At 36.3% G+C, this 21,199-nt stretch carries 19 protein-coding genes; 14 read left to right on the forward strand and 5 right to left on the reverse strand.

The window, feature by feature from the left end; genetic code table 11:
* Positions 1-7: 7 nt before the first annotated feature.
* Both ACFRAE_RS09465 and proS read right to left on the reverse strand, forming a co-directional pair.
* Positions 8-796, reverse strand: a complete 789-nt coding sequence (locus ACFRAE_RS09465; protein ID WP_422796906.1) for a GDP-L-fucose synthase — start codon at positions 794-796, stop codon at positions 8-10.
* Positions 797-805: 9 nt separating this feature from the next.
* Positions 806-2,278 carry a proline--tRNA ligase gene (gene proS / locus ACFRAE_RS09470; protein WP_422796907.1) on the reverse strand — a complete coding sequence of 491 codons (1,473 nt, stop codon included), beginning with the start codon at positions 2,276-2,278 and terminating at the stop codon, positions 806-808.
* A gap of 180 nt (positions 2,279-2,458) precedes the next feature.
* On the opposite strand from proS, the gene ACFRAE_RS09475 reads away from it, so the two are divergent.
* Both ACFRAE_RS09475 and ACFRAE_RS09480 read left to right on the forward strand, forming a co-directional pair.
* The gene (locus ACFRAE_RS09475; RefSeq protein ID WP_422796908.1) at positions 2,459-3,688 is read left to right on the forward strand and encodes a hypothetical protein; all 1,230 of its coding nucleotides are present in this window, start codon (positions 2,459-2,461) and stop codon (positions 3,686-3,688) included.
* A 78-nt stretch (positions 3,689-3,766) separates the two neighbouring features.
* Complete coding sequence (locus ACFRAE_RS09480) at positions 3,767-5,326, forward strand: OmpP1/FadL family transporter (RefSeq protein WP_422796909.1); 1,560 nt, start codon at positions 3,767-3,769, stop codon at positions 5,324-5,326.
* A gap of 174 nt (positions 5,327-5,500) precedes the next feature.
* Here the strand turns inward: ACFRAE_RS09480 and ACFRAE_RS09485 are convergent, their stop codons facing one another.
* Positions 5,501-6,853 (reverse strand): NfeD family protein, encoded by a 1,353-nt coding sequence (locus ACFRAE_RS09485; protein WP_422796910.1) that lies wholly within the window; start codon positions 6,851-6,853, stop codon positions 5,501-5,503.
* A 36-nt stretch (positions 6,854-6,889) separates the two neighbouring features.
* Between ACFRAE_RS09485 and ACFRAE_RS09490 the strand changes: the two genes are divergently transcribed.
* The 3 genes from ACFRAE_RS09490 to ACFRAE_RS09500 are packed head-to-tail and all read left to right on the forward strand — an operon-like array spanning position 6,890 to position 9,219.
* Positions 6,890-7,639, forward strand: a complete 750-nt coding sequence (locus ACFRAE_RS09490) for a hypothetical protein (protein ID WP_422796911.1) — start codon at positions 6,890-6,892, stop codon at positions 7,637-7,639.
* A 9-nt stretch (positions 7,640-7,648) separates the two neighbouring features.
* Positions 7,649-8,569: a LysM peptidoglycan-binding domain-containing protein gene (locus ACFRAE_RS09495; RefSeq protein ID WP_422796912.1), complete on the forward strand. Its 921-nt coding sequence runs from the start codon at positions 7,649-7,651 to the stop codon at positions 8,567-8,569.
* A gap of 11 nt (positions 8,570-8,580) precedes the next feature.
* The gene (locus tag ACFRAE_RS09500; RefSeq protein WP_422796913.1) at positions 8,581-9,219 is read left to right on the forward strand and encodes a uridine kinase family protein; all 639 of its coding nucleotides are present in this window, start codon (positions 8,581-8,583) and stop codon (positions 9,217-9,219) included.
* Positions 9,220-9,481: 262 nt separating this feature from the next.
* Here ACFRAE_RS09500 and ACFRAE_RS09505 read toward each other — a convergent pair whose 3' ends face one another.
* Entirely contained in the window at positions 9,482-10,705 is a 1,224-nt protein-coding gene (locus tag ACFRAE_RS09505) for an MFS transporter (RefSeq protein ID WP_422796914.1), read from the reverse strand.
* Positions 10,706-10,872: 167 nt separating this feature from the next.
* Between ACFRAE_RS09505 and ACFRAE_RS09510 the strand changes: the two genes are divergently transcribed.
* From ACFRAE_RS09510 to ACFRAE_RS09550, 9 genes are all read left to right on the forward strand, one after another.
* Entirely contained in the window at positions 10,873-11,400 is a 528-nt protein-coding gene (locus ACFRAE_RS09510; RefSeq protein WP_422796915.1) for a DUF4442 domain-containing protein, read from the forward strand.
* Positions 11,401-11,402: 2 nt separating this feature from the next.
* Positions 11,403-11,831 (forward strand): transposase, encoded by a 429-nt coding sequence (locus ACFRAE_RS09515; RefSeq protein ID WP_422796916.1) that lies wholly within the window; start codon positions 11,403-11,405, stop codon positions 11,829-11,831.
* Between the two features lie 6 nt (positions 11,832-11,837).
* Complete coding sequence (locus ACFRAE_RS09520; protein WP_422796917.1) at positions 11,838-12,479, forward strand: SCO family protein; 642 nt, start codon at positions 11,838-11,840, stop codon at positions 12,477-12,479.
* A gap of 89 nt (positions 12,480-12,568) precedes the next feature.
* Positions 12,569-12,907: a c-type cytochrome gene (locus ACFRAE_RS09525; RefSeq protein WP_422796918.1), complete on the forward strand. Its 339-nt coding sequence runs from the start codon at positions 12,569-12,571 to the stop codon at positions 12,905-12,907.
* Positions 12,908-13,132: 225 nt separating this feature from the next.
* Entirely contained in the window at positions 13,133-13,711 is a 579-nt protein-coding gene (locus ACFRAE_RS09530) for a TetR/AcrR family transcriptional regulator (protein WP_422796919.1), read from the forward strand.
* A 5-nt stretch (positions 13,712-13,716) separates the two neighbouring features.
* Entirely contained in the window at positions 13,717-15,048 is a 1,332-nt protein-coding gene (locus ACFRAE_RS09535; protein WP_422796920.1) for a TolC family protein, read from the forward strand.
* Between the two features lie 34 nt (positions 15,049-15,082).
* On the forward strand, positions 15,083-16,207 hold the full coding sequence (locus ACFRAE_RS09540; protein ID WP_422796921.1) for an efflux RND transporter periplasmic adaptor subunit: 1,125 nt from the start codon (positions 15,083-15,085) through the stop codon (positions 16,205-16,207).
* 35 nt (positions 16,208-16,242) lie between these two features.
* On the forward strand, positions 16,243-19,413 hold the full coding sequence (locus tag ACFRAE_RS09545; protein ID WP_422796922.1) for an efflux RND transporter permease subunit: 3,171 nt from the start codon (positions 16,243-16,245) through the stop codon (positions 19,411-19,413).
* A gap of 244 nt (positions 19,414-19,657) precedes the next feature.
* Positions 19,658-20,614 carry a class I SAM-dependent methyltransferase gene (locus ACFRAE_RS09550; protein ID WP_422796923.1) on the forward strand — a complete coding sequence of 319 codons (957 nt, stop codon included), beginning with the start codon at positions 19,658-19,660 and terminating at the stop codon, positions 20,612-20,614.
* A gap of 17 nt (positions 20,615-20,631) precedes the next feature.
* On the opposite strand, the gene ACFRAE_RS09555 is transcribed toward ACFRAE_RS09550, so the two are convergent.
* Positions 20,632-21,195, reverse strand: a complete 564-nt coding sequence (locus ACFRAE_RS09555; protein WP_422796924.1) for a hypothetical protein — start codon at positions 21,193-21,195, stop codon at positions 20,632-20,634.
* Positions 21,196-21,199: the final 4 nt, after the last annotated feature.

Below are 21,199 nucleotides of genomic sequence, written 5' to 3' on the forward strand. Positions count from 1 at the left end.
TAAGTTATTAAAAATCTAGTGGCGAAGGGTATTTGAAGGTATAATTCAACAGTTTTATGATTTTATCTCCATGCACAATTTTCTGAAAGCTGTTTTGAGGTTCAAAAGCAGCAGGTAAATCCAACTGATATTTAGCCGCACTAGCTTCTATCACCCTACGCTTTGATGGATGATCAGGTGCTACCAAATTGTAAATATCCGATTTACTTGATATAGCTATATAGGATTGAATTAATCCAATGACATCCTCGATATGGATGAAATTAGCCGGTTGATCACCCGTTGTGCAAATCCGTTGTTGAAAATATTTTGCGAAGATTCTATTTTTTCCAAATAATCCAGCTAATCTAAAAACGGATAAATTTGGAAGTTTAAACATGTATTTTTCAGCTAAGCTAAGTTTAGCATTGAATGCATAGTCCTGCGCCAGCTCTTCCCTAAATTGCATATCCAAATCGGGATAAATCCCTATGGAGCTAAAGAAAATGGCTTTTGTATAGGAAATTTGCGAGATGAACTGAGTAATCTTTTGGAAACGCTGATCAATTTGTTCAATTGTATTTTTTTGCGTAGCAGGAACGGAAATAATGAGCAGATCAACAATTGGAAATTCATGAATGAGCAAATTTTCCTCCTGATCAAAGTCGTGTAAGTAAATAAAAATACCATCGTTTTTTAAACGATGGTATTTTTCAGGAGTTGTTGTTGTTGCCCAAATCTCCCAATTTTTATTTTTTAATGTAAAAGCTAGATCTTCAGCTAGCCAACCACATCCCAAAATGAGGGCTTTCTTCATACATATATTTTAATATGCTTTAGCAAATAATACGCGTTTAGTAGATGGATTACCTGTAAAAATACAGATGCCATCTTCATCTTTCGCATCCAAAGGAATACAACGAATAGTTGCTTTGGTTTCTTCTTTCACTCTTTTTTCAGTTTCTACGGTACCATCCCAATGACATGAAATAAAACCGCCTTTTTCTGTTAAAACTTGTTTAAATTCTTCATAAGAATTTACTTCAGTAATGTGTGAATCGCGGAAGTTTAATGCCTTGGTATATATATTCTCTTGGATTTCATCCAAAAGACCGACAATTTTACTCGCTAGTCCGGCCTGTGCTACGGTCTCTTTCGTTTGCGTGTCCCGACGAGCAATTTCTACCGTAGCATTTTGCATATCTCTTGATCCAATAGCCACACGTAAAGGCACACCTTTAAGCTCCCATTCGGCAAATTTATACCCAGGACGTTGGGTATCGCGATCATCATATTTAACTGAAATCCCTAAGACCTTCAATTCAGCATTTAGTTCATTAACAAAACGATCAATAGCATCCTTTTCTTCGTCGGTTTTATAAATCGGAACGATTACAACTTGTATAGGAGCCAATTTAGGTGGTATAACCAATCCTTGATCATCGGAATGCGCCATAATCAATGCCCCCATTAAACGGGTAGATACACCCCATGAAGTTGCCCAAACATGGTCTAATTTACCCTCTTTGGAGGTGAATTTCACATCAAAAGCTTTTGCAAAATTTTGCCCTAAAAAGTGGGAAGTTCCCGCTTGTAACGCTTTTCCATCTTGCATTAATGCTTCAATACATAGGGTATCCAATGCACCAGCAAAACGTTCATTTTCTGTCTTACGACCACGAACAACAGGTACAGCCAAGGTATTTTCTGCAAAATCAGCATACACATCCAACATTTGTTCTGTCTCTGCAATCGCTTCTTCTCTTGTAGCATGAGCCGTGTGACCTTCTTGCCACAGAAATTCTGCGGTACGTAGGAATAGTCTTGTTCTCATTTCCCAACGAACCACATTCGCCCATTGGTTAACTAAAATAGGAAGGTCACGGTAAGATTCAATCCAACCGCGGTAAGTGTTCCATATAATAGTTTCGGAGGTAGGACGTACAATTAGCTCTTCCTCTAATTTAGCATCTTCATCAACAATAATATTTCCATTGCCATCATTTTTCAAACGGTAATGAGTAACAACCGCACATTCGGTAGCAAAACCTTCGACATGGGAAGCTTCTTTAGAGAAAAAAGATTTGGGAATAAATAAGGGGAAATATGCATTTGAATGACCTGTTTCTTTGAAACGCTTATCCAAAATGGCCTGCATACGTTCCCAAATAGCATAACCGTATGGTTTAATCACCATACATCCACGAACTGCAGAGTATTCTGCAAGATCTGCTTTAATCACTAAATCATTGTACCATTGTGAATAATCTTCACTACGGCTGGTAATTCCTTTACTCATTCGATAAAAAAAATATGTAAGTAAAAATTTAAAAAGGGTTTAATTGGGTTAAAAACCAACTTTATGCTCCATACTAAAAATTATTCTTATTTTTGATTGGAAGATTAAACCCCGATATAAAAATTGCGTCTAAGATAATAATTAATGACTGTAATATCGAATTTAAACTGTTTTAGGATCATGAAAAACAACAAGATATTTTTTGGAGGAATAGGTATAGCGATGCTAGTTTTTATTAGCTCCTGTTCGACTGCAAGCCGAACCGTCTATCGTGATGATGTGTATAATAACCGAGATACCAGGGCTGTATACCAAAGTCCAGACTATTATTATACCGATCCCGTAGAGGATGAATCATTAGCACAATCTGAATATTATGCAGATGAATATACCGATGAACAATTTGTAGATGAAAGCTATGAAGATTTAGAATATGCCAACCGCATCAATAGATTTCATTACTATTCACCAGGCATGAATTATTATGATCCATTTTTTGATCCATGGTATGGCTTCAACAGTGGCTTTGGTTTCGGATGGGGTTCTGGATTTGGAATCAGCATCGGTAGCTACTGGGGTTCTCCATGGTATGGATATGGATGGAATTCCCCTTGGAATAGATATGGTTGGAACTCTCCTTATTACGGATATGGATGGAATTCTCCATACTATGGCTATGGAAATTACTGGGGATATAACTCTTACTACAGTCATTGGGGCAACCCACGTTATGGCACAGGATATTACAATGACCGTGGTCGTGTAGCATCTAATCGTAGTCAACGTATTTACAATGGCGGTGTTGCTTCCAATCGTTCATCTATTGTTCGTGACAATAATGGACGTATATTATCTGGAAGAGCAGCAGCTAGTAGCGATAGAAGTTCAAGGATTGGAAGTTCCAACCGTACAGGTACTTCTAGAACTGGCAATGATCGTGGTACGGTAAGCCGCTCTCGGGAGCGAGTGACATCGGACAGATCAAGTTCGAACAGAACAAGTACTTCAAGATCACAAGGAACTGTGACTGACCGTACAGGAACAACAAGATCACAAGGAACAACAAATAGAACTCCTTCATCCAGATCGCAAGGGACTGTTACCGATCGTACAGGTACAAGCAGATCAGAAGGCACTATTAATAGAACTACCCCTTCGACAAGATCAAATAACACTCCGCAAAGGACACCTAGTAGTCGTTCACAACAAGGAACGGTTCGTGAGACACCTACTCGTTCCTCTGCACCAACAAGGTCTACAGCACCAGCTTCTAGACCTACTGAATCCAGCCGTTCTAGCGGTAGTTTCAGTCGAGGATCTTCCTCTTCCGGTAGCAGCGCAGGTAGTAGCAGCCGAAGCAGTGGTAGTTCCTCTTCTTCATCATCAGGAAGAAGTGGTAGCAGAAGATAATACCAACAGTCAATAACTACTTTAGCCAATATAAAATTATATTGGCTAAATTCTTATAACCATTCTTAACGAAGCTTCATGAAATTAAGATTACTTAGCATTCCTTTTTTTCTTTTTTACTTAGGTATTCAAACTACACAAGCGCAGTCTGTTTTAGATAACGCACATTTATTATCGAAAGATATTCAAACAGGTACAGCACGATTCAAAGCCATGGGAAATGTACAAACTGCAGTGGGTGGAGATATTAGTTCCATTACTGGAAATCCTGCCGGACTTGGATTTTATGGGCAAAGTGATCTTTCCATTAGTACCAGTTTCTTTTCAAATCAAAACAGCAGTAATTATTTCGGTCAACAAACAAAAATTGCGCAAAATAAGTTTGGATTAGAAAACATCGGTTTAGTTATTCACAGTAATGTGAGTCAAGATCCAGACTTTGGTTGGCAATCATTTAATATGGGATTTAGTTTTGATAGACAGTCCAATTTTAATGAAAAGCTTTCCTATGCCGGTAATAACACCAGAAATACCATCGTACAATACCTTTCCGATGAAATGTTCTATAATTCAGGATTTACCTCTGATTTCCGTAAATCCTATTTAGTCGATCAATTTGCTGATGCCGCTAATGGATATTTTCCAACGGTACTCGAAGCAGACCCTAAAAACCAACAATTCGACCATACCAACCAAGGGTATAAATACCGCACAAATATCTCCTTTGGAGCAAACTATGGAAATAAAATTTATGTCGGTATGAGTGTTGGATTTTTAACTTATAAGTCAACCTTTACTCAAAGTGTTTTTGAAGGTGGTTGGACGAAACGTGCCGATGAGATTACTCCCGATAACCCAAATTCTGAATTTGCTAAACCGAATACTGTGGAATCAAGGTATTTAGATATCAATTACGAATTGACTGATTATAAAGATATGAAAACAGAGGGTACCGGTGGTAATTTGAGTTTAGGTCTTATTTACAAACCTTCCTGGGATTGGAACTTAGGGGTAAGCTTTACCTCTCCTACTTGGACAGAAGTAAAACAAGAAGATTGGTTAGAGACCGTTGCGAACTATTATGAAGATGAGAATGCAACAAATACCCTTCACCCTGCTTACAATTCTAAGGTTGGTGGTGGCATCCTAGAATATAGCATCTTAACTCCTTGGAAAGCCTCCTTTGGAGCTACAAAATTTCATGGACGAGGATTGTTTTCTGCAGAAATAGAATATGTGGACTATAGTGTGATGAACTATACAGACATTTCTCTTGATCCGAATATAAATCAAGAAAATGAGTTTAATAAAACTTTTAGTAATCAGTTTAAAGGTAATGCCAATGTTCGATTGGGAACAGAGTATTTATTCACTGACCAGTTGACAGGAAGAGCAGGTGTCAATTTTATAGGATCAGCTTTTAAAGATGTTAAATCTTTCGATAGCAATATCAGTTTAGGATTAGGCTATGTGTTGGCAAGTAAGTTTTATGTTGATTTTGCTGCTGTAAAATCAGTTAATAAAGCTCAGTCACATACGACTTATCAACTAGAAGATGTTTGGAATTCTCCAAACCCAACAGCCGATGTTAAAAACTCAAGACTAAATATGGTGCTTACCTTAGGTACCAAATTTTAATGCTTGGAATATTTAAATAAATTATAAAAATAAATAGCGCTTGTTATCAATTGTAACAAGCGCTATTTATTTCTAATGCTATTGAAGGCTCAAAAAACCGCTTAGAAAGGAAAATCCATGTTTAAAAAGATCACCTTATCTAATATTCAATCCATAAACGATTACAGGAATCGATTAACTATTTTTTTCTGATAATTTTCGAACAAATAGATTATAGTTTTCATGCTTTTCGACATAGATTTGTTCTCCTGCATCTATAAAACCATCCAAAGCTACAGCATCATACCATACCTGATCAATTTCTATTTTTCCTGCAGGTCGCAATACAGTTTTTGCAATACCTACCTTATCCAATAAATTAGTTTTAGTCATGGAAGAAGTGTAACCTATATCAGATCGTTGTTCATCCTCTAAAACCAATTTCTTAAAAGCAGAGGATTCTAATAGATTTCTGCCAAAAATAACCATAAGCACAATGGTTAATACCATGGCTCCAATAACGATAATAAAGGAATTCATTAATAATCCGGGTTGAGTTAATTTAAAATCAAAATAATCATTCGCCACCATAGAAAAAGCAAGACCACACAACATGAGGATGATTCCGGCTATTCCGGCTACCCCAAACCCTGGAATAACTAGTATTTCTAAGGCCAACAAGATAATACCTAAAACAAAAATGGCAATCTCCCAATGGTCTGCCAAACCTTGCAAATATAAAGGAGCAAAAAACAAAGTAGCACAAATTATTGCAATAAGGAGTGCAAAACCAATTCCAGGTGATTGCATTTCAAAGTAAATTCCTCCGATAATTCCCATAATCAATATACCACTCACGAGTGGGTTGATCAGAAAAGCAATTAAATAATCTACCCAAGTAAGTTGATGAGCGGTTACTTTTGGTTCTTTAATTTGCAAATCGCTGAAGATTTCATTTTCCGAATTCACCTCTTTTTTGGCTAAGCCAATTTTAATAGCCTCTGAAGTCGTCAGCGTTAATAGTTTACCATCTTCTTTTAGCGTAGGTATAGATACCGCAGGGTCTACAAATGCTTCAGCTACTTTGGGATCTCTTGCTTTCGCTTCTGCAGTAGCACGCATAAGCCCACGCATGTAGGATTGATATTTTTCAGGCATGATCTCCCCTTGCTGATTAACCACAGAAGCGGCACCTAAACTTGCACCAGCATGCATATAAATATAATCTGCAGCCAAGGATATCAGCGCACCAGCCGATGCTGCATTATTATTAACGTACACAATAGATTGAAAGGATTTTTCGTTCAATAAACTAGTACGGATAGAATCTGCAAAATTTAATGCACCACCGTAGGTATTGAGTTCTAATAAAAAATAATTGGCTTTACTTTCTTTGGCTTTAGCCAGCGCGTTTTTCATTGTTCTCCAAGCATTAGGTCCTATTTCTTCTTTTATTTGAACTGTGTAGACCGTTTGCGCTTGAAGCGACTGTAAGGTATAGGTACAAAGAAGGATAATACCTAAAATGTATTTTGTAATTTTGTTCATAGTTCAAATATATTAACCCGAAAAAAAACATCTCGGATGACTAAATATACAATAAATAAAGTGTTCGAGAAAGCTTTCCACGAGAATATCTGGAAAATAGAAGTTGATTCTAAGCAATCCTTAGTTGCTATAGAAACCAGAGATTTGGCGAGTACATTAGCCAGTTTCCATATTTTTGATTTCAATGGAAAACCTATATTAGACGCTTGCATAGCGGAAAGTAAAGAATGGACTTTGGACAGCATACAAAATGCCAAACTAATTTTAAAACGAGTTGGCGAACATACCCCCATCCAAGAAGGTATAAAAATCATTGATATTTATTTAAATCAGGAAATATTCCTATCGTATGAATACATCTTATTGGACGTGTATTGTGAATACATCCATGCGAGACATCGTAGTATTCTGACTGGTGAGAGTTATTTAATTGATATCGCTAGTGCTGAGGTAAGCATCGTCCACGATCTAGATTTAGAAATTTGTTTAAATAAGATACAATACCCGATTACGTATCCGCATACTCCTCCATTTTTAGCAGAGGAACTTATATCAGGGCCAATATGGCTAAGCAAGGTTGATGAACACTATCTCTGGTGCTTTCATCAAGAAGATGGACAAAAATTTAACTTAATTTTAGCGTTAAGCAATTTAAACCAGTTGTTAGATAAACAAGTCGTACTGATTGGTATGGATAAAATGATTCCGCAACCTTATTTCAAAATGGAGAATCAAGTATTCTTAATGTCATTTAATAAGCGGGAAATTATTTCATATTTAGTATAATTGCAATTCATGATGAAAAACAACATAAAAAAGAATTTTACGAGCAAGGCTTTAACCCTATTTACTACTTGTTTAATTTTATTTTCTGCAGCTCCAAGTTTTGGACAACAAAATAACAGCAGTCAGAAAACAACCACGGTAGAGGGTAAAAAATATATAGTGCATTCCATTTCGGCAAAAGACACGTATTATCAATTAAGTCGGATATATGCGGTACCGGTGAAGGATATTATGGCCGCTAATAATAAAAAGAATTTACGGGTTGGTGACCAAGTATTAATCCCTACAGTTGAAGTAAGCACTCCAGTTACTCCTATTCCAGAAGAACCAACAACAGTTGTTGAGCCTACAAAAAAAGAAAGGGAAGTAAATTTCCAAACAGGTACGGTCAATGCGAAGATATTAACAGCGTATAAAGTTGGGAATAACGAAACCTTATTTTCTATTGCTAAGCGCTTTGGAACTACGGTAGATGATATTAAGAAAATAAACAACTTATCTTCCAATGTTTTACAGGAAGGTCAAACATTGAAAATTCCTGATGGAGGGGTGGTTGAAACGCAAGAAGTTATCGAAAGTAGCTCATCGAATCTGCCTATCCCTGAACCTGCAAAAGAAGAAGTGGAGTTTGAAGCTAACCGCTATGGTATTAGGGAAACGAAAGAGAAAGGTATCGGGATGTGGATGGAAGATTTAGAATCTGCAGGCAGGAATAATTTAGCCTTACATCGTACAGCACCCGTAGGTACGATTTTAAAAATTACCAATCCATTAACAAAAAGTGTTACCTTTGCAAAAGTGGTAGGGAAGTTTACTAATACAGCAGAAAGTCACGATGCTATTGTGATCTTATCGAAGTCTGTTGCATCCAATATCGGTGCATTTGATAAACGCTTTCTCATAGAAATTACCTACGGCGCACCCCTATAGAAGTATAATTAATGAGTGAAATAGAGAAACCCTACGTAATAGGAATCGCGGGAAGTAGTGGATCAGGTAAAACTTTCTTTTTAAAAAGCTTTTTGGATCATTTTTCATCCAATGAAATCACCCTGATTTCGCAAGATGATTATTATATTCCTGCTAATACAAAAACAAAAGAAGAAAATCGTCTTTATAATTTTGACTTACCAACGGCCATCAATCGAGCAAATTTTTATGATCATATTAAAGATTTATTTGAAGGAAGGACCGTTTTTCAAAAGGAATATACGTTTAATAATCCATTGTTAGCTAACAACATATTGGAGATAAAACCAGCTCCAATTTTGGTCGTGGAAGGGCTCTTTATCTTTCATTATGAAGAAATCAATGAATTATTAGATTATCGAATCTTTTTAGATGCGGACGAATCTATTGCTTTAGAACGTCGTTTGAAAAGAGATCTTATCGAACGTGGCTATGATCATGATGATGTGATGTATAAATGGATAAATCACGTCGTTCCATCTTATAATGAATATTTATTGCCGTATAAAGCATCCTGTGACCTAGTCATTCAAAATAATGTGGATGACCCTATGATTATTCAACAATTTACAAACGATATTGCTGCGAATTTAAGAAATAGGATTGTTTAATTATTTATAATCAATCTAAATACGTATGTTTGTATTATGTTTGAAAGCATGATCAAATTACATATTTTAGAAAACAATCCATTTGAAGATAGAAAAGGGAGCAACCCCTTTTCTGATCAAGGTGATTTTAGTTTTAAAAAGTGTTGTAAAAAATACAAAGACGGCAAACGTTGCAAAAAATGTCCTGGTCGAAAATAAGTAAAAGCCTCTATTTTTATCTGTAAAACTCCAATAGCTGATGTGCTATTCCAAATTTTATAATTTACTCTTCAACGTAATCTAAATCCTTATCAAAACTTTCCTTCAATTGACTCAATGCAAAAACCGCAATTCCAGTCAATAGAAAAATCATGAAGGCAGCTGCCCAAATAATTCCTAACCAATTGACTAAAACGCCATACAACATGGTCGAAGGAATCAAGGCACCCCGCACAAAATTAGGTGCGGTAGTCGTGACGGTAGCTCGAATGTTGGTTCCAAATTGTTCTGCAGAAATGGTAATAAAGGTAGCCCAATAACCTACACCTAATCCCATAAAGAAGGCGAGCCATAGGAATTCCAATTCCGTAATCCCTTGCCTGCTTAAGTATAAAAAGGAAAAAATTAAAATAACTAATTGATAAATAAACACGACTTTCTTTCTTGACTTTAATTTCTGCGCTAACAAACCTGCCATGAAATCCCCTAGAGAAATCCCCAGGTAGGTAAACATGACGCCTTTGCCGGCGCTTAATGTCGTTTCAGCATGCAGGGCTTTTCCGATTTCTGGCGCTTGCGTAACTAATACACCAACCACAAACCAAATCGGTAAACCAATGCACAAGCAATATAAATACCGTTTAAATCGTTCACTTTGGTTAAATAGGATTCCAATACTTCCTTTTTTTACTTGCGAGTTCACTAGATTCGTAAACATCCCTGATTCCAAGACCCCTACCCGAAGCAATAAAAGTAATAATCCCATCCCTCCTCCGACAAAATAAGCGGTTCTCCAACTAAACCATTCTGAAATAAAATAAGCCAATATAGCCCCCAACACCCCTACACCAGCAACAATCATAGTTCCATAGCCCCTATTTTTACGATGCATAGACTCACTCACCAAGGTAATTCCTGCACCCAGCTCACCAGCTAATCCTATCCCCGCAATAAACCGAATCCATCCATAAGTCTGAACATCTTGCACAAAACCATTGGCAATATTTGCGATGGAATACAAAAGTATAGATCCAAATAAAACTTTTAATCGGCCATATTTATCGCCAAGCACGCCCCAAATGATTCCACCAATTAATAATCCTCCCATTTGCATATTTAACACAAATTCTCCTTGACTACGCATGTCTTCGGCGGGCACTCCAATGTCTGTGAAGGATTGAATTCGAACTATGGAAAAGATAATAAGGTCATAGATATCCACAAAATAGCCTAAGGCTGCTACAAAGACTAATATCCATACATTTTTAGGAGTTTTAATATCGGTCATTTACGGTTTATTTTAGGCTAGCTAAAATATAAATTTTTATGTTAAGATTTAACAGTGGCATCGGATAGAAATTAATTGAAACAGTTGTAAGTAATCGAGGTCATCTATCCTATTTTATTACAATCAGAAGAAGTAATATTTAGTAAATAAGCTGTAATTTTACAGGCATGCGAATTTCTCCAAATCTTTTAAAGTGGGCACTTCGGTTTTATCCCCCATTCTTTTTTCAGAGAATATGGGTTCGCCATATTTTTACAGGCTTTTTAGGGGCAGATTTAAAAGTTAATAAGAGTATTTTAAATATCAATTCGAATAAAACAATTTTTGGAGGAACGATCTTTTCCGCTATTGATCCAATGTATCCGATACTATTAGATCAATATTTTAAGAAACAAGGAATACAACGTACAGTTGCCTGGTTAAAGACGGCCCACATTGATTATATTAAACCTGCAAAACACCATCTATTTTTTTCTATTCGCTTAGATGAAAACGAATTAAAGCAGGCTTTAGTTTCAATTAAAACAAATGGGAAAATAGTCAAAACATTTAGAACCCAAGTATTTGATAAAAACAATTTATTGTGTGCCATAGCACATAATGAAATTTATATTCGAGATTTAGATTTCAACTTTGAATCGTTCATAGCACATCCTTCCAAAGAAGATGGCATCCGTTTACCACAAAAATTTTAACAATGAAAAAAATAGTAGTATTCAGCATTGGGATAACCACATTTTTGTATTCCTGTCAAGAAAATTCAATCAACAAAGTACAACAGATTTCAAAAGAAGCTATCGGCATTCATGATGAAATCATGCCGCAGATCAGAAATTTTGATCAGCAAACGTTGAAAATTGATAGTCTTTTACAAAATTTAGACAGCTTAAAAGCGATTCATTCAACTATTGACAGTAATGCGCTAAAGGTAGAATTGATACAATTGAAAAATGATATTGAAGCGGCAACAGATAATATGATGACTTGGATGAAGGATTATGAACCTTCCGACACTAGTCTTGTCGTTCAAGAAAAAATGTTAAATCGAGTTCAAGAAATGAAAAAACAATTTGAAACGGTCAACACAAAGATAAACAGCTCATTGAAGCCCTTACAAACGAAATAAATAAGCATGAAATTATTAAAACTGAGCTTTCTGGTATTTTTTGGAACTTATATTTTGAGTGCGTGCCAATCGGAACAGAAAAAATTACCGATTTATGGGGAAACTACCACGGTAACCAATATGGTAGATGGTAAAGAAGTCGTAGATTCCGTTTACCATACTATCCCAGACTTTTCTTTTCTAAATCAAGATAGTGTTTTAATCAGTCAGGATTTTTTTAAGGATAAGATTTATGTTGCGAATTTCTTCTTCACCCATTGTCCAAGTATTTGCCCGACAATGCAGAGAAATTTGTTGAAGGCGTATGAAAAATATAAAGGAAATAATAAAATAGCCTTCTTATCTCACAGCATAGATTTTAAGTATGATCAACCTTATGTGTTGAAAGATTATGCAACTAAGCTAGGAGTGGATAATGACCAATGGCAATTCGTGACCGGTAAGAAACAGGATGTATATGGTATTTCCGACAAATACATGGTTTTTACTAAAGAAGATGCGAATGTACCTGGGGGCTATGACCATTCGAGTTATTTGGTCATCATTGATCCAGCACGTCGAATTCGTGGCGCATATGATGGGACAAATGATGAACAAGTCAGTAAATTGTTGAGTGATTTAGATCTTATCTTAAAAGAATACAATTAATGATCCTAAGAGTCATTTTGGGGCTTTGCTGCATTTTTTTGCTTCTTATAAGCTCCTTTTCTTGCCAAAATAGCCTGCCCATCGAAACGATGCAATACGCAAGTAATGGTCAAAAATTATATGTAAAACATTGTCAGAATTGCCATGGAGCACAAGGGGAAGGATTAGGCAAATTATATCCTCCCTTAACAGATACCCTATTTTTAAAGGAACATCGTTCGCAATTGGCCTGTATTATTCGGAATGGAATGCGAGGTGAAATAAAAGTGCATGGGATCTCGTACAATCAACAAATGCCTGCGATACCTGAGCTAACGAATATAGACATCGCTTTTATACTCACCTACATAACTACCTATTTTGGCAATAGCAAAACACATTTTAAACAAGAAGAAATTGCTGAATTTTTAGATAATTGTAAAAAATAAAAGGTTTTCAAACGGGGAGAATGAAAACCTTTAATAACCAATTATAAACCTAAATTATGATAGTACAAATATAAGTGTAATTAGTACACAAGTCAATAGCAATTGGAAGATTTAACAATAACTTAACATTAGAAAAAATTCCAATCCCCTCCTACCCAACATTCTCCAAATTATAACGATTTTTTGACAAAAACTTGGTTTTAGAATCCTTACATTTGGCACCGAATGAACATTCAATTGACAGAAAAGAAAGAGCAAATCTTCCGCAGCACCCTCAAACTAATCCATGAATTTGGTTTTCATGGATCCCCAATGAGCAAAATTGCCAAGGAGGCTGATGTAGCTGTAGGCTCCATATATCATTATTTCCCTTCGAAAGAGGATTTAATTATTGAGTTATATTGGTTTTGTAAAGAATCAATTAATAAAGAAGTTTTTGACAAACTCCAACCGGACCTCAGCTATGAGGTTCAATTTAAGGAGATCTGGAAAAGCTTTGTTGATTATTATTTACAACATGTAGAATTTTTTGGATTCATGGAACAATTTTATGGCTCCCCATTTTATGAAGGAATTCGGAATGAAATTTTTTATCAAAAATGTGAGCGGAATAAAATCATCCATTTTTTGGAAGAAGGAGTCCAGAAAAAAGAATTGAAAGACTTGCATGTACGTGTACTGCTAGCCCTGTATTTAGGCCCTGCTATTTCCTTAATTAAAAGCACATTGTATGGCCAATCTAGTGTAGATAGAAAAATAGAAAACGACCTAGTCCACTTAATTTGGGATGGGGTTAAACTATAATATATATGAGATTTAACATAAAGCACCTATTATTTTTTGCATCCTTTAGCACTTTCGCTATCGGTTCAGTAAATGCCCAGACTAGCATTCCACTTAAGAGTAATGCCTCCTTGGATGAACTGATACAATTTGCCATTTCCAATAAAATAGAAGTACAGCAGGCTAAAATAGATCAAGAGATCGGGGAGCGAGAGATTGCTTCGGCATTATCGGGCTGGTTTCCGCAGATCAATGCGAATGGTACATTTACGCACTTTATGCAACTACCAACGGCAAATATAAATGGACAGAATATTGCCATGGGTCAAAAAAACACCTCGGCATTAACATTTCAAGCGGAACAAGCCATCATAAATCCAGGACTATTTCAGGCCTCTAAAGCTGCTACCTATATTAGGGAACGTAATAATCTTCAACTAGAAAACAGCAAAATAAATACAGTGGTCGACGTAAGTAAGGCCTATTATGATATTTTGACTAGTGAAGAACAAATTAAAATTATAAACGAGAACATTGTTCGGTTAAAACGACAATATACAGAGGCTAACGCTCGGTATGAAACAGGATTAGTAGATAAAATAGACTATAAACGTGCACAAATCTCCTTAAACAACGCACAGGCGCAGTTAAAGTCGGCGCTGGAAATGAGAAAATACAAGTATGACTACCTCAAGATGTTGATGGGGTTAAACCCAATGGATAATCTTTCGCTTTCGTTTATCGATCAAAACATGGAGGCAAACATACTCATGGACAGTACCGAACTGATTCAATATGCGAACCGTGTCGAATATAAACAATTGCAAACTTTGCAAAATATCCAACGCTTAAATACACAATTCCAAAAATGGAATTATTTACCACGTCTAGGTGCTTTTGCAAACTATGGTTTAAATTACCGAAACAATGCTATTGCCGATCTATACTCAGACAATTTTCCACAGTCCAGTTTAGGACTAAGTTTGTCGATTCCCATATTTCAGGGGGGTAAACGCCAACAAGAAATCAGAAAGTCTGAATTGCAAGAAAGTCGCTTAGCAATGGATTTGGAGAATTTAGAGAATCAAATCGGCGCTCAATATTCAGCAGCGATGTCTTCTTATCGCGCAAACACCAATGAATGGAAGAATGCGAAGGAAAATATGACGCTCTCTGAAGAAGTATACAACACCATCAAATTGCAATATGATGCAGGCGTAAAAACCTATTTGGAATTAATGACTGCTGAAACCGATTTAAAAACAAGTCAATTGAATTATTTAAATGCTTTATATGCTGTATTAGCAAGTAAGCTCGACATTCAAAAAGCTTTAGGGACCATCACGACCACAAATTAAATACTACTAATCTCATTACAGAAATATCAAACGTATGAATACGAACCGCATTTTAACAACTATATTTTTAAGTTCCAGCCTATTTATTTTTTCCTGTGCTAATAAAGATTCTGCTAAGCAAGGCGCTGCGGGACCACAAGCTTCCGCCATTCCGGTAAGTATGGACACGGTAAGGCTTGAATTAATTACAGGTACTCGGACTTACCCTGCCAATGTAGTTCCATTGCAAGAAACAGAAATTCGCGCAGAGGTCACGGGGTATATCACGAATATTTATGTGGCAGATGGTTCTTTCGTAAGTAAAGGTCAAAAACTTTATGAAATAGATCGGGTACGTTACGCAGCAGCAGTGGATCAAGCAAAAGCAAATTTGGAAATTGCAAAGGCTAATTTATCCCGTACAGAGAAAGATTTGGAACGGTATCAAACCTTAGCGGATAAAGATGCTATTGCAAAACAAACTTTAGATTATGCCTATACCGATGTCAATAATCAAAAAGCGCAGGTGCAAGCAGCCGAAGCGAATCTGACTACTGCAAGAACAAACCTTCAACGTTCTACCATTACGGCTCCTTTTTCAGGAAATATAGGTATTTCCCAAGTACGGACAGGTGCATTAGTATCAGCAGGTTCCACTTTGTTGAATAGCATAAGTTCTACCAATCCTATAGCGATAGAATTTCAAATCAATGAGAAAGAAATTTTAGAGTTTTCAAACCTTCAATCCGGAAAAAGTAAGACAGAGATTAACTTAACCTTACCAGATGGTGCTACTTATGAAACCTTAGGAAGAATTACCACCATGGATAGAGCAGTAGATTCCAATACTGGTACCTTGAAAGTAAGGGCTACCTTTGATAATCCAACAAATGTACTACGCGCAGGGATGAATCTAAATTTGAATATGCTAAGTACTTCAAATCAAGAAGAATTAGTAATTCCGTACCGTGCAATTTTTGAGCAATTAGGAACATTTAATATCTATACGGTAAGTGATAGCAGCACAGTAGATTTAAAACAAGTGAAACTAGGTCAAAAATTAGGCGATCATGTAGTCATTAGTGAAGGTTTACAAGCAGGAGATAAAGTAGTTGTTGACGGTATCACGACCTTAAAACAAGGTGCTAAAGTGGTAGAAAAACCTACACAAACAAAATAAATGTAAATGCTATTACCTAAACAATTCAAGAAAGCATGATTTCAGAAGTTTTTATAAAGAGACCGGTAACGGCGATGGTGATCTCCATATTGATCGTAATCATAGGATTGATTTCCATCACCACCCTACCAGTGAGTCAATATCCGAATATAGCACCACCTACAGTTTCCGTAATGGCAAACTATACAGGTGCAGATGCACAAACGGTAGAAAAAACAGTAACAACGCCTATAGAGAGTCAAATCAATGGTACTCCAGGAATGTTGTATATGAACTCCAATAGTACCTCGGATGGAGGTTCGCGTATCACAGTGACTTTTGAGGTCGGAACAGATATTGATATTGCGACATTGGATGTACAAAACCGAGTAAGTATAGCTGAACCGGTATTGCCAGAGGCGGTACGTCGTCTAGGTGTCACCACCAGAAAAGTGAATACGGATATCCTAATGATGGTGCAATTAAGTTCTCCAGATGGATCCAGGAATGCGAATTTTTTGGCGAATTATGTCAATTTATTTTTAAAAGACGCTCTTCTACGTGTAAAAGGAGTTGGGGATGTGCAAGCATTCGGGCAACCTTTCGCAATGCGTATTTGGTTGGATGCTAATAAATTAACTAATTTGGGTCTTACTCCCTCCGATGTAAGTGCGGCGATTAATGAGCAAAACTCCCGAATGGCCGGAGGAAGTGTTGGTGCACGTCCACAAGAAAATTCCCAAGTATTTGAATACCCTATCATCCTAGATTCAGATTTAGAGGAGGTAGAGGATTTTGAAAATATCGTCGTTAAAACCAATATTGATGGTTCCATCGTATTATTGAAAGATGTTGCTCGTGTTGAATTGGGGCAATTTAACTACGGTATTACCACCAAAGTGAATGGAGATGTTACTTCCGGTATGATGATTTCTCAGACCCCTGGAAGTAATGCGGTTGAAACTGCTGAAGGTGTTTACGAAGCCCTAAAAGAACTTAAAAAATCATTCCCTAAAGGAGTTGATTACGTGGTTCCTTATGAAACCGTATCCGTAGTTAATGCATCAATAAGCTCTGTATTGCATACGTTAGTAGAGGCCTTAATCTTGGTAACTATTGTTGTATTCTTTTTCTTACAAAGTTGGAGAGCTACCTTAATTCCAGTTTTGGCTATTCCAGTTTCCATTATTGGGACATTCATTTTCTTTACCTTATTTGGATTTTCGGTAAATAACTTAACCATGTTGGCCTTTGTATTGGCTATTGGTATCGTGGTGGATGATGCGATTGTGGTGGTGGAAGCGGTGCAACATTATATAGACCACTATAAAATGGATGCCAAAGAGGCAACAATGCGAGCCATGAAGGACATTACCGCTCCCGTTATTGCGATTGCATTGATCCTTTCAGCTGTATTTGTTCCAGTAGGATTTATACCAGGTATGGTTGGGCAATTGTATCAGCAATTTGCGATTACGATTGCCGTTTCTGTTATGCTTTCGGCATTTATAGCCTTATCGCTTACCCCAGCATTATGTTCCTTATTGTTGAAACCATCAGCAACCACGAAAGATTCGAAAGGTCTAAATAAGTTTTTCTATTTATTTAATATCTGGTTCGAAAAAGTAACTTATAGATATTCAAAAGGAGTTAAAAAATCAATTAAAGCAGCTCCACTGGTATTAATCATACTAGTCTGTATTTTCGTAGGAACAGGATACCTATTTACGAGCAAAAAGACTGGTTTTATACCTGGGGAAGATGCAGGTATATTTTTCATGGGCGTAAATTTACCGGAAGGCGCATCGAGTGCGCGTACGGAGGAAGTGCTAAACGAGCTATCTACAGATTTGCGAACATCCTTTCCAGAAATTGAATATGTGACCGCCATTAATGGTATGAACTTATTGAATAGATCATCGAAGCCAAATGGAGCGTCTTTATTTGTTTCCTTAAAGCCTTGGGATCAGCGCAGCAAAACTGTGACTGATATAACAGGAGCCATCATGGGTAAATACAAAGGCTATTCTAAAGCGAATGTCATTGCCGCTTCACCTCCCCCAATTCCAGGTTTAGGATCATCAGGCGGTTTTACAATGGAAATTCAAGATCGTCAAACTGTGGATATCAAGGTATTTGAAGGTGTCGTTCATAACTTTTTAATGGCGGCAAATCAAAGACCAGAAATTGGAATGGCTTATACCCTATTTAATACCAATTCGCCAAATTACAAGCTTAATGTAGACCGGGAAATGGCCAAAAGAATGGGCGTGCCTATTTCTACGATTTATAGTACCATTTCCTCCTATTTAGGTAGTAGCTATGTAAATGATTTTACTAAGTATGGTCGGAATTTTAGGGTTGTTTCACAAGCAGACACCAGTTTCCGTATGCATATAGAAGATATCAATAAATTATATGTCAAAAATGTTCAAGGACAACCTGTACCGATTAGTAATTTGGTAAAATATGATTTGATTACTAACCCGTCAATTGTCAATCACTTTAACATCTTTAGATCTATTCAGGTATCCGGTGAAGCCGCTCCAGGTTATTCTTCAGGAGATGCCATCAGAGCGCTTGAAGAGGTTGCTGCACAAACATTATCGGACGGTTATTCATTCGAATTCTCGGGTATATCACTTCAAGAAAAGCAATCTGGTAGCCAAACCATTGTTATTTTTGCACTCTGTATACTTTTTGTATTCTTATTATTAGCATCCTTATACGAGAGTTGGTCAGTACCATTTTCTATTTTACTGTCTGTTCCATTAGGTATTTTCGGATCTATCTTGGCGTTAACATTAATACCAAGTTTAGATAACAATATTTTCGCGCAGATTGGATTGGTAACCATCATTGGTTTAGCCGCTAAGAATGCGATTTTGATTGTAGAATTTGCAAAAGAACGGGTAGATATCGGAATGAATCTATTGGATGCGACCATTGATGCTGTTAAGTTACGTTTGCGACCGATTATTATGACATCCTTGGCATTTATTTTAGGTATTATTCCTTTAATGTTATCGACTGGAGCGGGTGCAATATCTAGACAAACGATAGGTTGGACTGTATTTGGAGGAATGACTGCCGCAACGTTCCTAGCGATATTTATCGTCCCTGTTTTATTTGTTGTCATTACGAGGTTAGCGTATGGGAAAAAGAAATTGGCTGAATTAGAAGCTAATTTTGATGAAGAGAAAAAGAAAAATCTTAGTGCACATTAAGCTAATATAGAGTTAACAAAAAAAGGGTCGATTAAAAATCGACCCTTTTTTTGTTAACTCCTAAGCCCTGCCTTCTACCGAAAGAATGAACAAGCTATTCTGATAATGGTAATTCAAGTATTGTTCAACTAGCTAAATTATTTTAATACTTTAGTTTTAACCAGATAAGAACGAATAGAAAAATTAATTATATTTATAATAACATTATAACTTAATATTTAATTACTCTTATAGCTAACCATTTATGATAGAGAAAGACAAGGATAATTTCCAAGTGATTACTGTGGATGCTGAATTGCAACAAGAAAGCTATAGTAGACACACAAATTGGTATCAGCAACAATTTCCAAATTATGAAGATAAAATAAGTGTCATTACAAATTTTAAGAATTATGCTGGAAGCATTAATCATTGGTTACAACTAATTTTTTTCAACACATTAACGCCTTTCCTTACCGACAAAAACAAATCCTGGTTAACCTTAGGAGATGCTTACGGGCATGATGCCAACTTTTTAATACAGCAAGGAATACAACAAACTACTGCCAGTGATTTAGACCCCAATATGCTTCAAATTTCAAAAGAATATGGTCTTATTCAGCATTATGAAGTAGTCAATGCGGAGAAAATGAGTTTTTCGAATGAAAGCTTTGACTATATTTTATGTAAGGAAAGTTACCATCATTTTCCAAGACCTTATGCCGCCTTATATGAAATGATCCGAGTTTGTAAAACAGGCATTATTATTATTGAGCCTCAAGATCCAATTGCTCGAATGCCTTTACTATTACTGATTAGCAATATTTGCAATAAATTTAACATTCAACTTATAGACAAAATTTGGAAAAATAGGATTTCCTATGAATCGGTAGGAAACTTCGTTTATAAAGTTTCAGAACGCGAATTTGAAAAGTTTGCTGCAGGATTGAATTTACCTATGATTGCTGTAAAGGAAATTAATCCCAATTTCTGGTTTGTGGGCAGTAATCAAATCCAAGCTCAAATGGATCAACCTGCGTTTAAAAAAATATATTGGAAAAAGAAGTTCAGGGATTTTTTAACGCGGTTAGGGATTTTTCCATCACAAACATTGGTTCTGGTTGCCTTTAAGCAAGTGCCTAATGAAGAAACCCTTCAAATATTGAAATCTGAAGGGTATAGAATATCAAAAATTAAAAAGAATCCATATCGCAATTCTTAAATTCTTAACACATCATTTTATTTTAGCATGAAACCAATTGTCAAATTGATTTGCTGATGTTGGAAATCTTTTGCAAATGCATTTTTTGTTAATTGCTGGTACCCATATGTTAAGGAACCTGTCAAGTTTGATTTACCCATACGCTCATGCAAATAGTAAAATCCAGCTTTAAATAAAGCTCCTTTATCGTAAGCAGGCCCAATGGCTGCTGAATAACCGGCATTCGCTAATAAACCGATTTTTGAAGTTTCATTGAATCCTCCAATAGGAAGTCGAACATCTGCAAACAGCGGGAAAACATTATAATCATATTTAAACACTTGTTGATTAGGCTCGTGAGGGTCATTCGTTTGGTAATCCCCCGTAAATTTTTCATTCCCTAAACCTAATCCTAAGTAAAGTTTATCATCGAAGTTTCTTCCAAAGATAAAATGAAAATGATATCCGCTAAAAGCTCCCTTAAAGCCTTCATTAGCGAATCCTAAATTTCCACCCAATTGAATAACAGAATAATACTGTTTTTGCGCTTGTACAACATTGGTAACTAGCAAAACAGCAAGAAGAAATAAAAATTTGCGCATAAAT

Source organism: Sphingobacterium sp. HJSM2_6 (assembly GCF_049316305.1).
Lineage (GTDB): Bacteria > Bacteroidota > Bacteroidia > Sphingobacteriales > Sphingobacteriaceae > Sphingobacterium.

What these genes read in the sequence shown, in the direction of transcription:
- ACFRAE_RS09540 (WP_422796921.1), top strand. Translation starts at nt 15,083, where the DNA reads ATGAATACGAACCGCATTTTAACAACTATATTTTTAAGTTCCAGCCTA.
- proS (WP_422796907.1), bottom strand. Translation starts at nt 2,278, where the DNA reads ATGAGTAAAGGAATTACCAGCCGTAGTGAAGATTATTCACAATGGTAC.
- ACFRAE_RS09550 (WP_422796923.1), top strand. Translation starts at nt 19,658, where the DNA reads ATGATAGAGAAAGACAAGGATAATTTCCAAGTGATTACTGTGGATGCT.
- ACFRAE_RS09515 (WP_422796916.1), top strand. Translation starts at nt 11,403, where the DNA reads ATGAAAAAAATAGTAGTATTCAGCATTGGGATAACCACATTTTTGTAT.
- ACFRAE_RS09465 (WP_422796906.1), bottom strand. Translation starts at nt 796, where the DNA reads ATGAAGAAAGCCCTCATTTTGGGATGTGGTTGGCTAGCTGAAGATCTA.
- ACFRAE_RS09485 (WP_422796910.1), bottom strand. Translation starts at nt 6,853, where the DNA reads ATGAACAAAATTACAAAATACATTTTAGGTATTATCCTTCTTTGTACC.
- ACFRAE_RS09530 (WP_422796919.1), top strand. Translation starts at nt 13,133, where the DNA reads ATGAACATTCAATTGACAGAAAAGAAAGAGCAAATCTTCCGCAGCACC.
- ACFRAE_RS09555 (WP_422796924.1), bottom strand. Translation starts at nt 21,195, where the DNA reads ATGCGCAAATTTTTATTTCTTCTTGCTGTTTTGCTAGTTACCAATGTT.
- ACFRAE_RS09535 (WP_422796920.1), top strand. Translation starts at nt 13,717, where the DNA reads ATGAGATTTAACATAAAGCACCTATTATTTTTTGCATCCTTTAGCACT.
- ACFRAE_RS09480 (WP_422796909.1), top strand. Translation starts at nt 3,767, where the DNA reads ATGAAATTAAGATTACTTAGCATTCCTTTTTTTCTTTTTTACTTAGGT.
- ACFRAE_RS09510 (WP_422796915.1), top strand. Translation starts at nt 10,873, where the DNA reads ATGCGAATTTCTCCAAATCTTTTAAAGTGGGCACTTCGGTTTTATCCC.
- ACFRAE_RS09490 (WP_422796911.1), top strand. Translation starts at nt 6,890, where the DNA reads ATGACTAAATATACAATAAATAAAGTGTTCGAGAAAGCTTTCCACGAG.
- ACFRAE_RS09505 (WP_422796914.1), bottom strand. Translation starts at nt 10,705, where the DNA reads ATGACCGATATTAAAACTCCTAAAAATGTATGGATATTAGTCTTTGTA.
- ACFRAE_RS09545 (WP_422796922.1), top strand. Translation starts at nt 16,243, where the DNA reads ATGATTTCAGAAGTTTTTATAAAGAGACCGGTAACGGCGATGGTGATC.
- ACFRAE_RS09525 (WP_422796918.1), top strand. Translation starts at nt 12,569, where the DNA reads ATGCAATACGCAAGTAATGGTCAAAAATTATATGTAAAACATTGTCAG.
- ACFRAE_RS09495 (WP_422796912.1), top strand. Translation starts at nt 7,649, where the DNA reads ATGATGAAAAACAACATAAAAAAGAATTTTACGAGCAAGGCTTTAACC.
- ACFRAE_RS09475 (WP_422796908.1), top strand. Translation starts at nt 2,459, where the DNA reads ATGAAAAACAACAAGATATTTTTTGGAGGAATAGGTATAGCGATGCTA.
- ACFRAE_RS09500 (WP_422796913.1), top strand. Translation starts at nt 8,581, where the DNA reads ATGAGTGAAATAGAGAAACCCTACGTAATAGGAATCGCGGGAAGTAGT.
- ACFRAE_RS09520 (WP_422796917.1), top strand. Translation starts at nt 11,838, where the DNA reads ATGAAATTATTAAAACTGAGCTTTCTGGTATTTTTTGGAACTTATATT.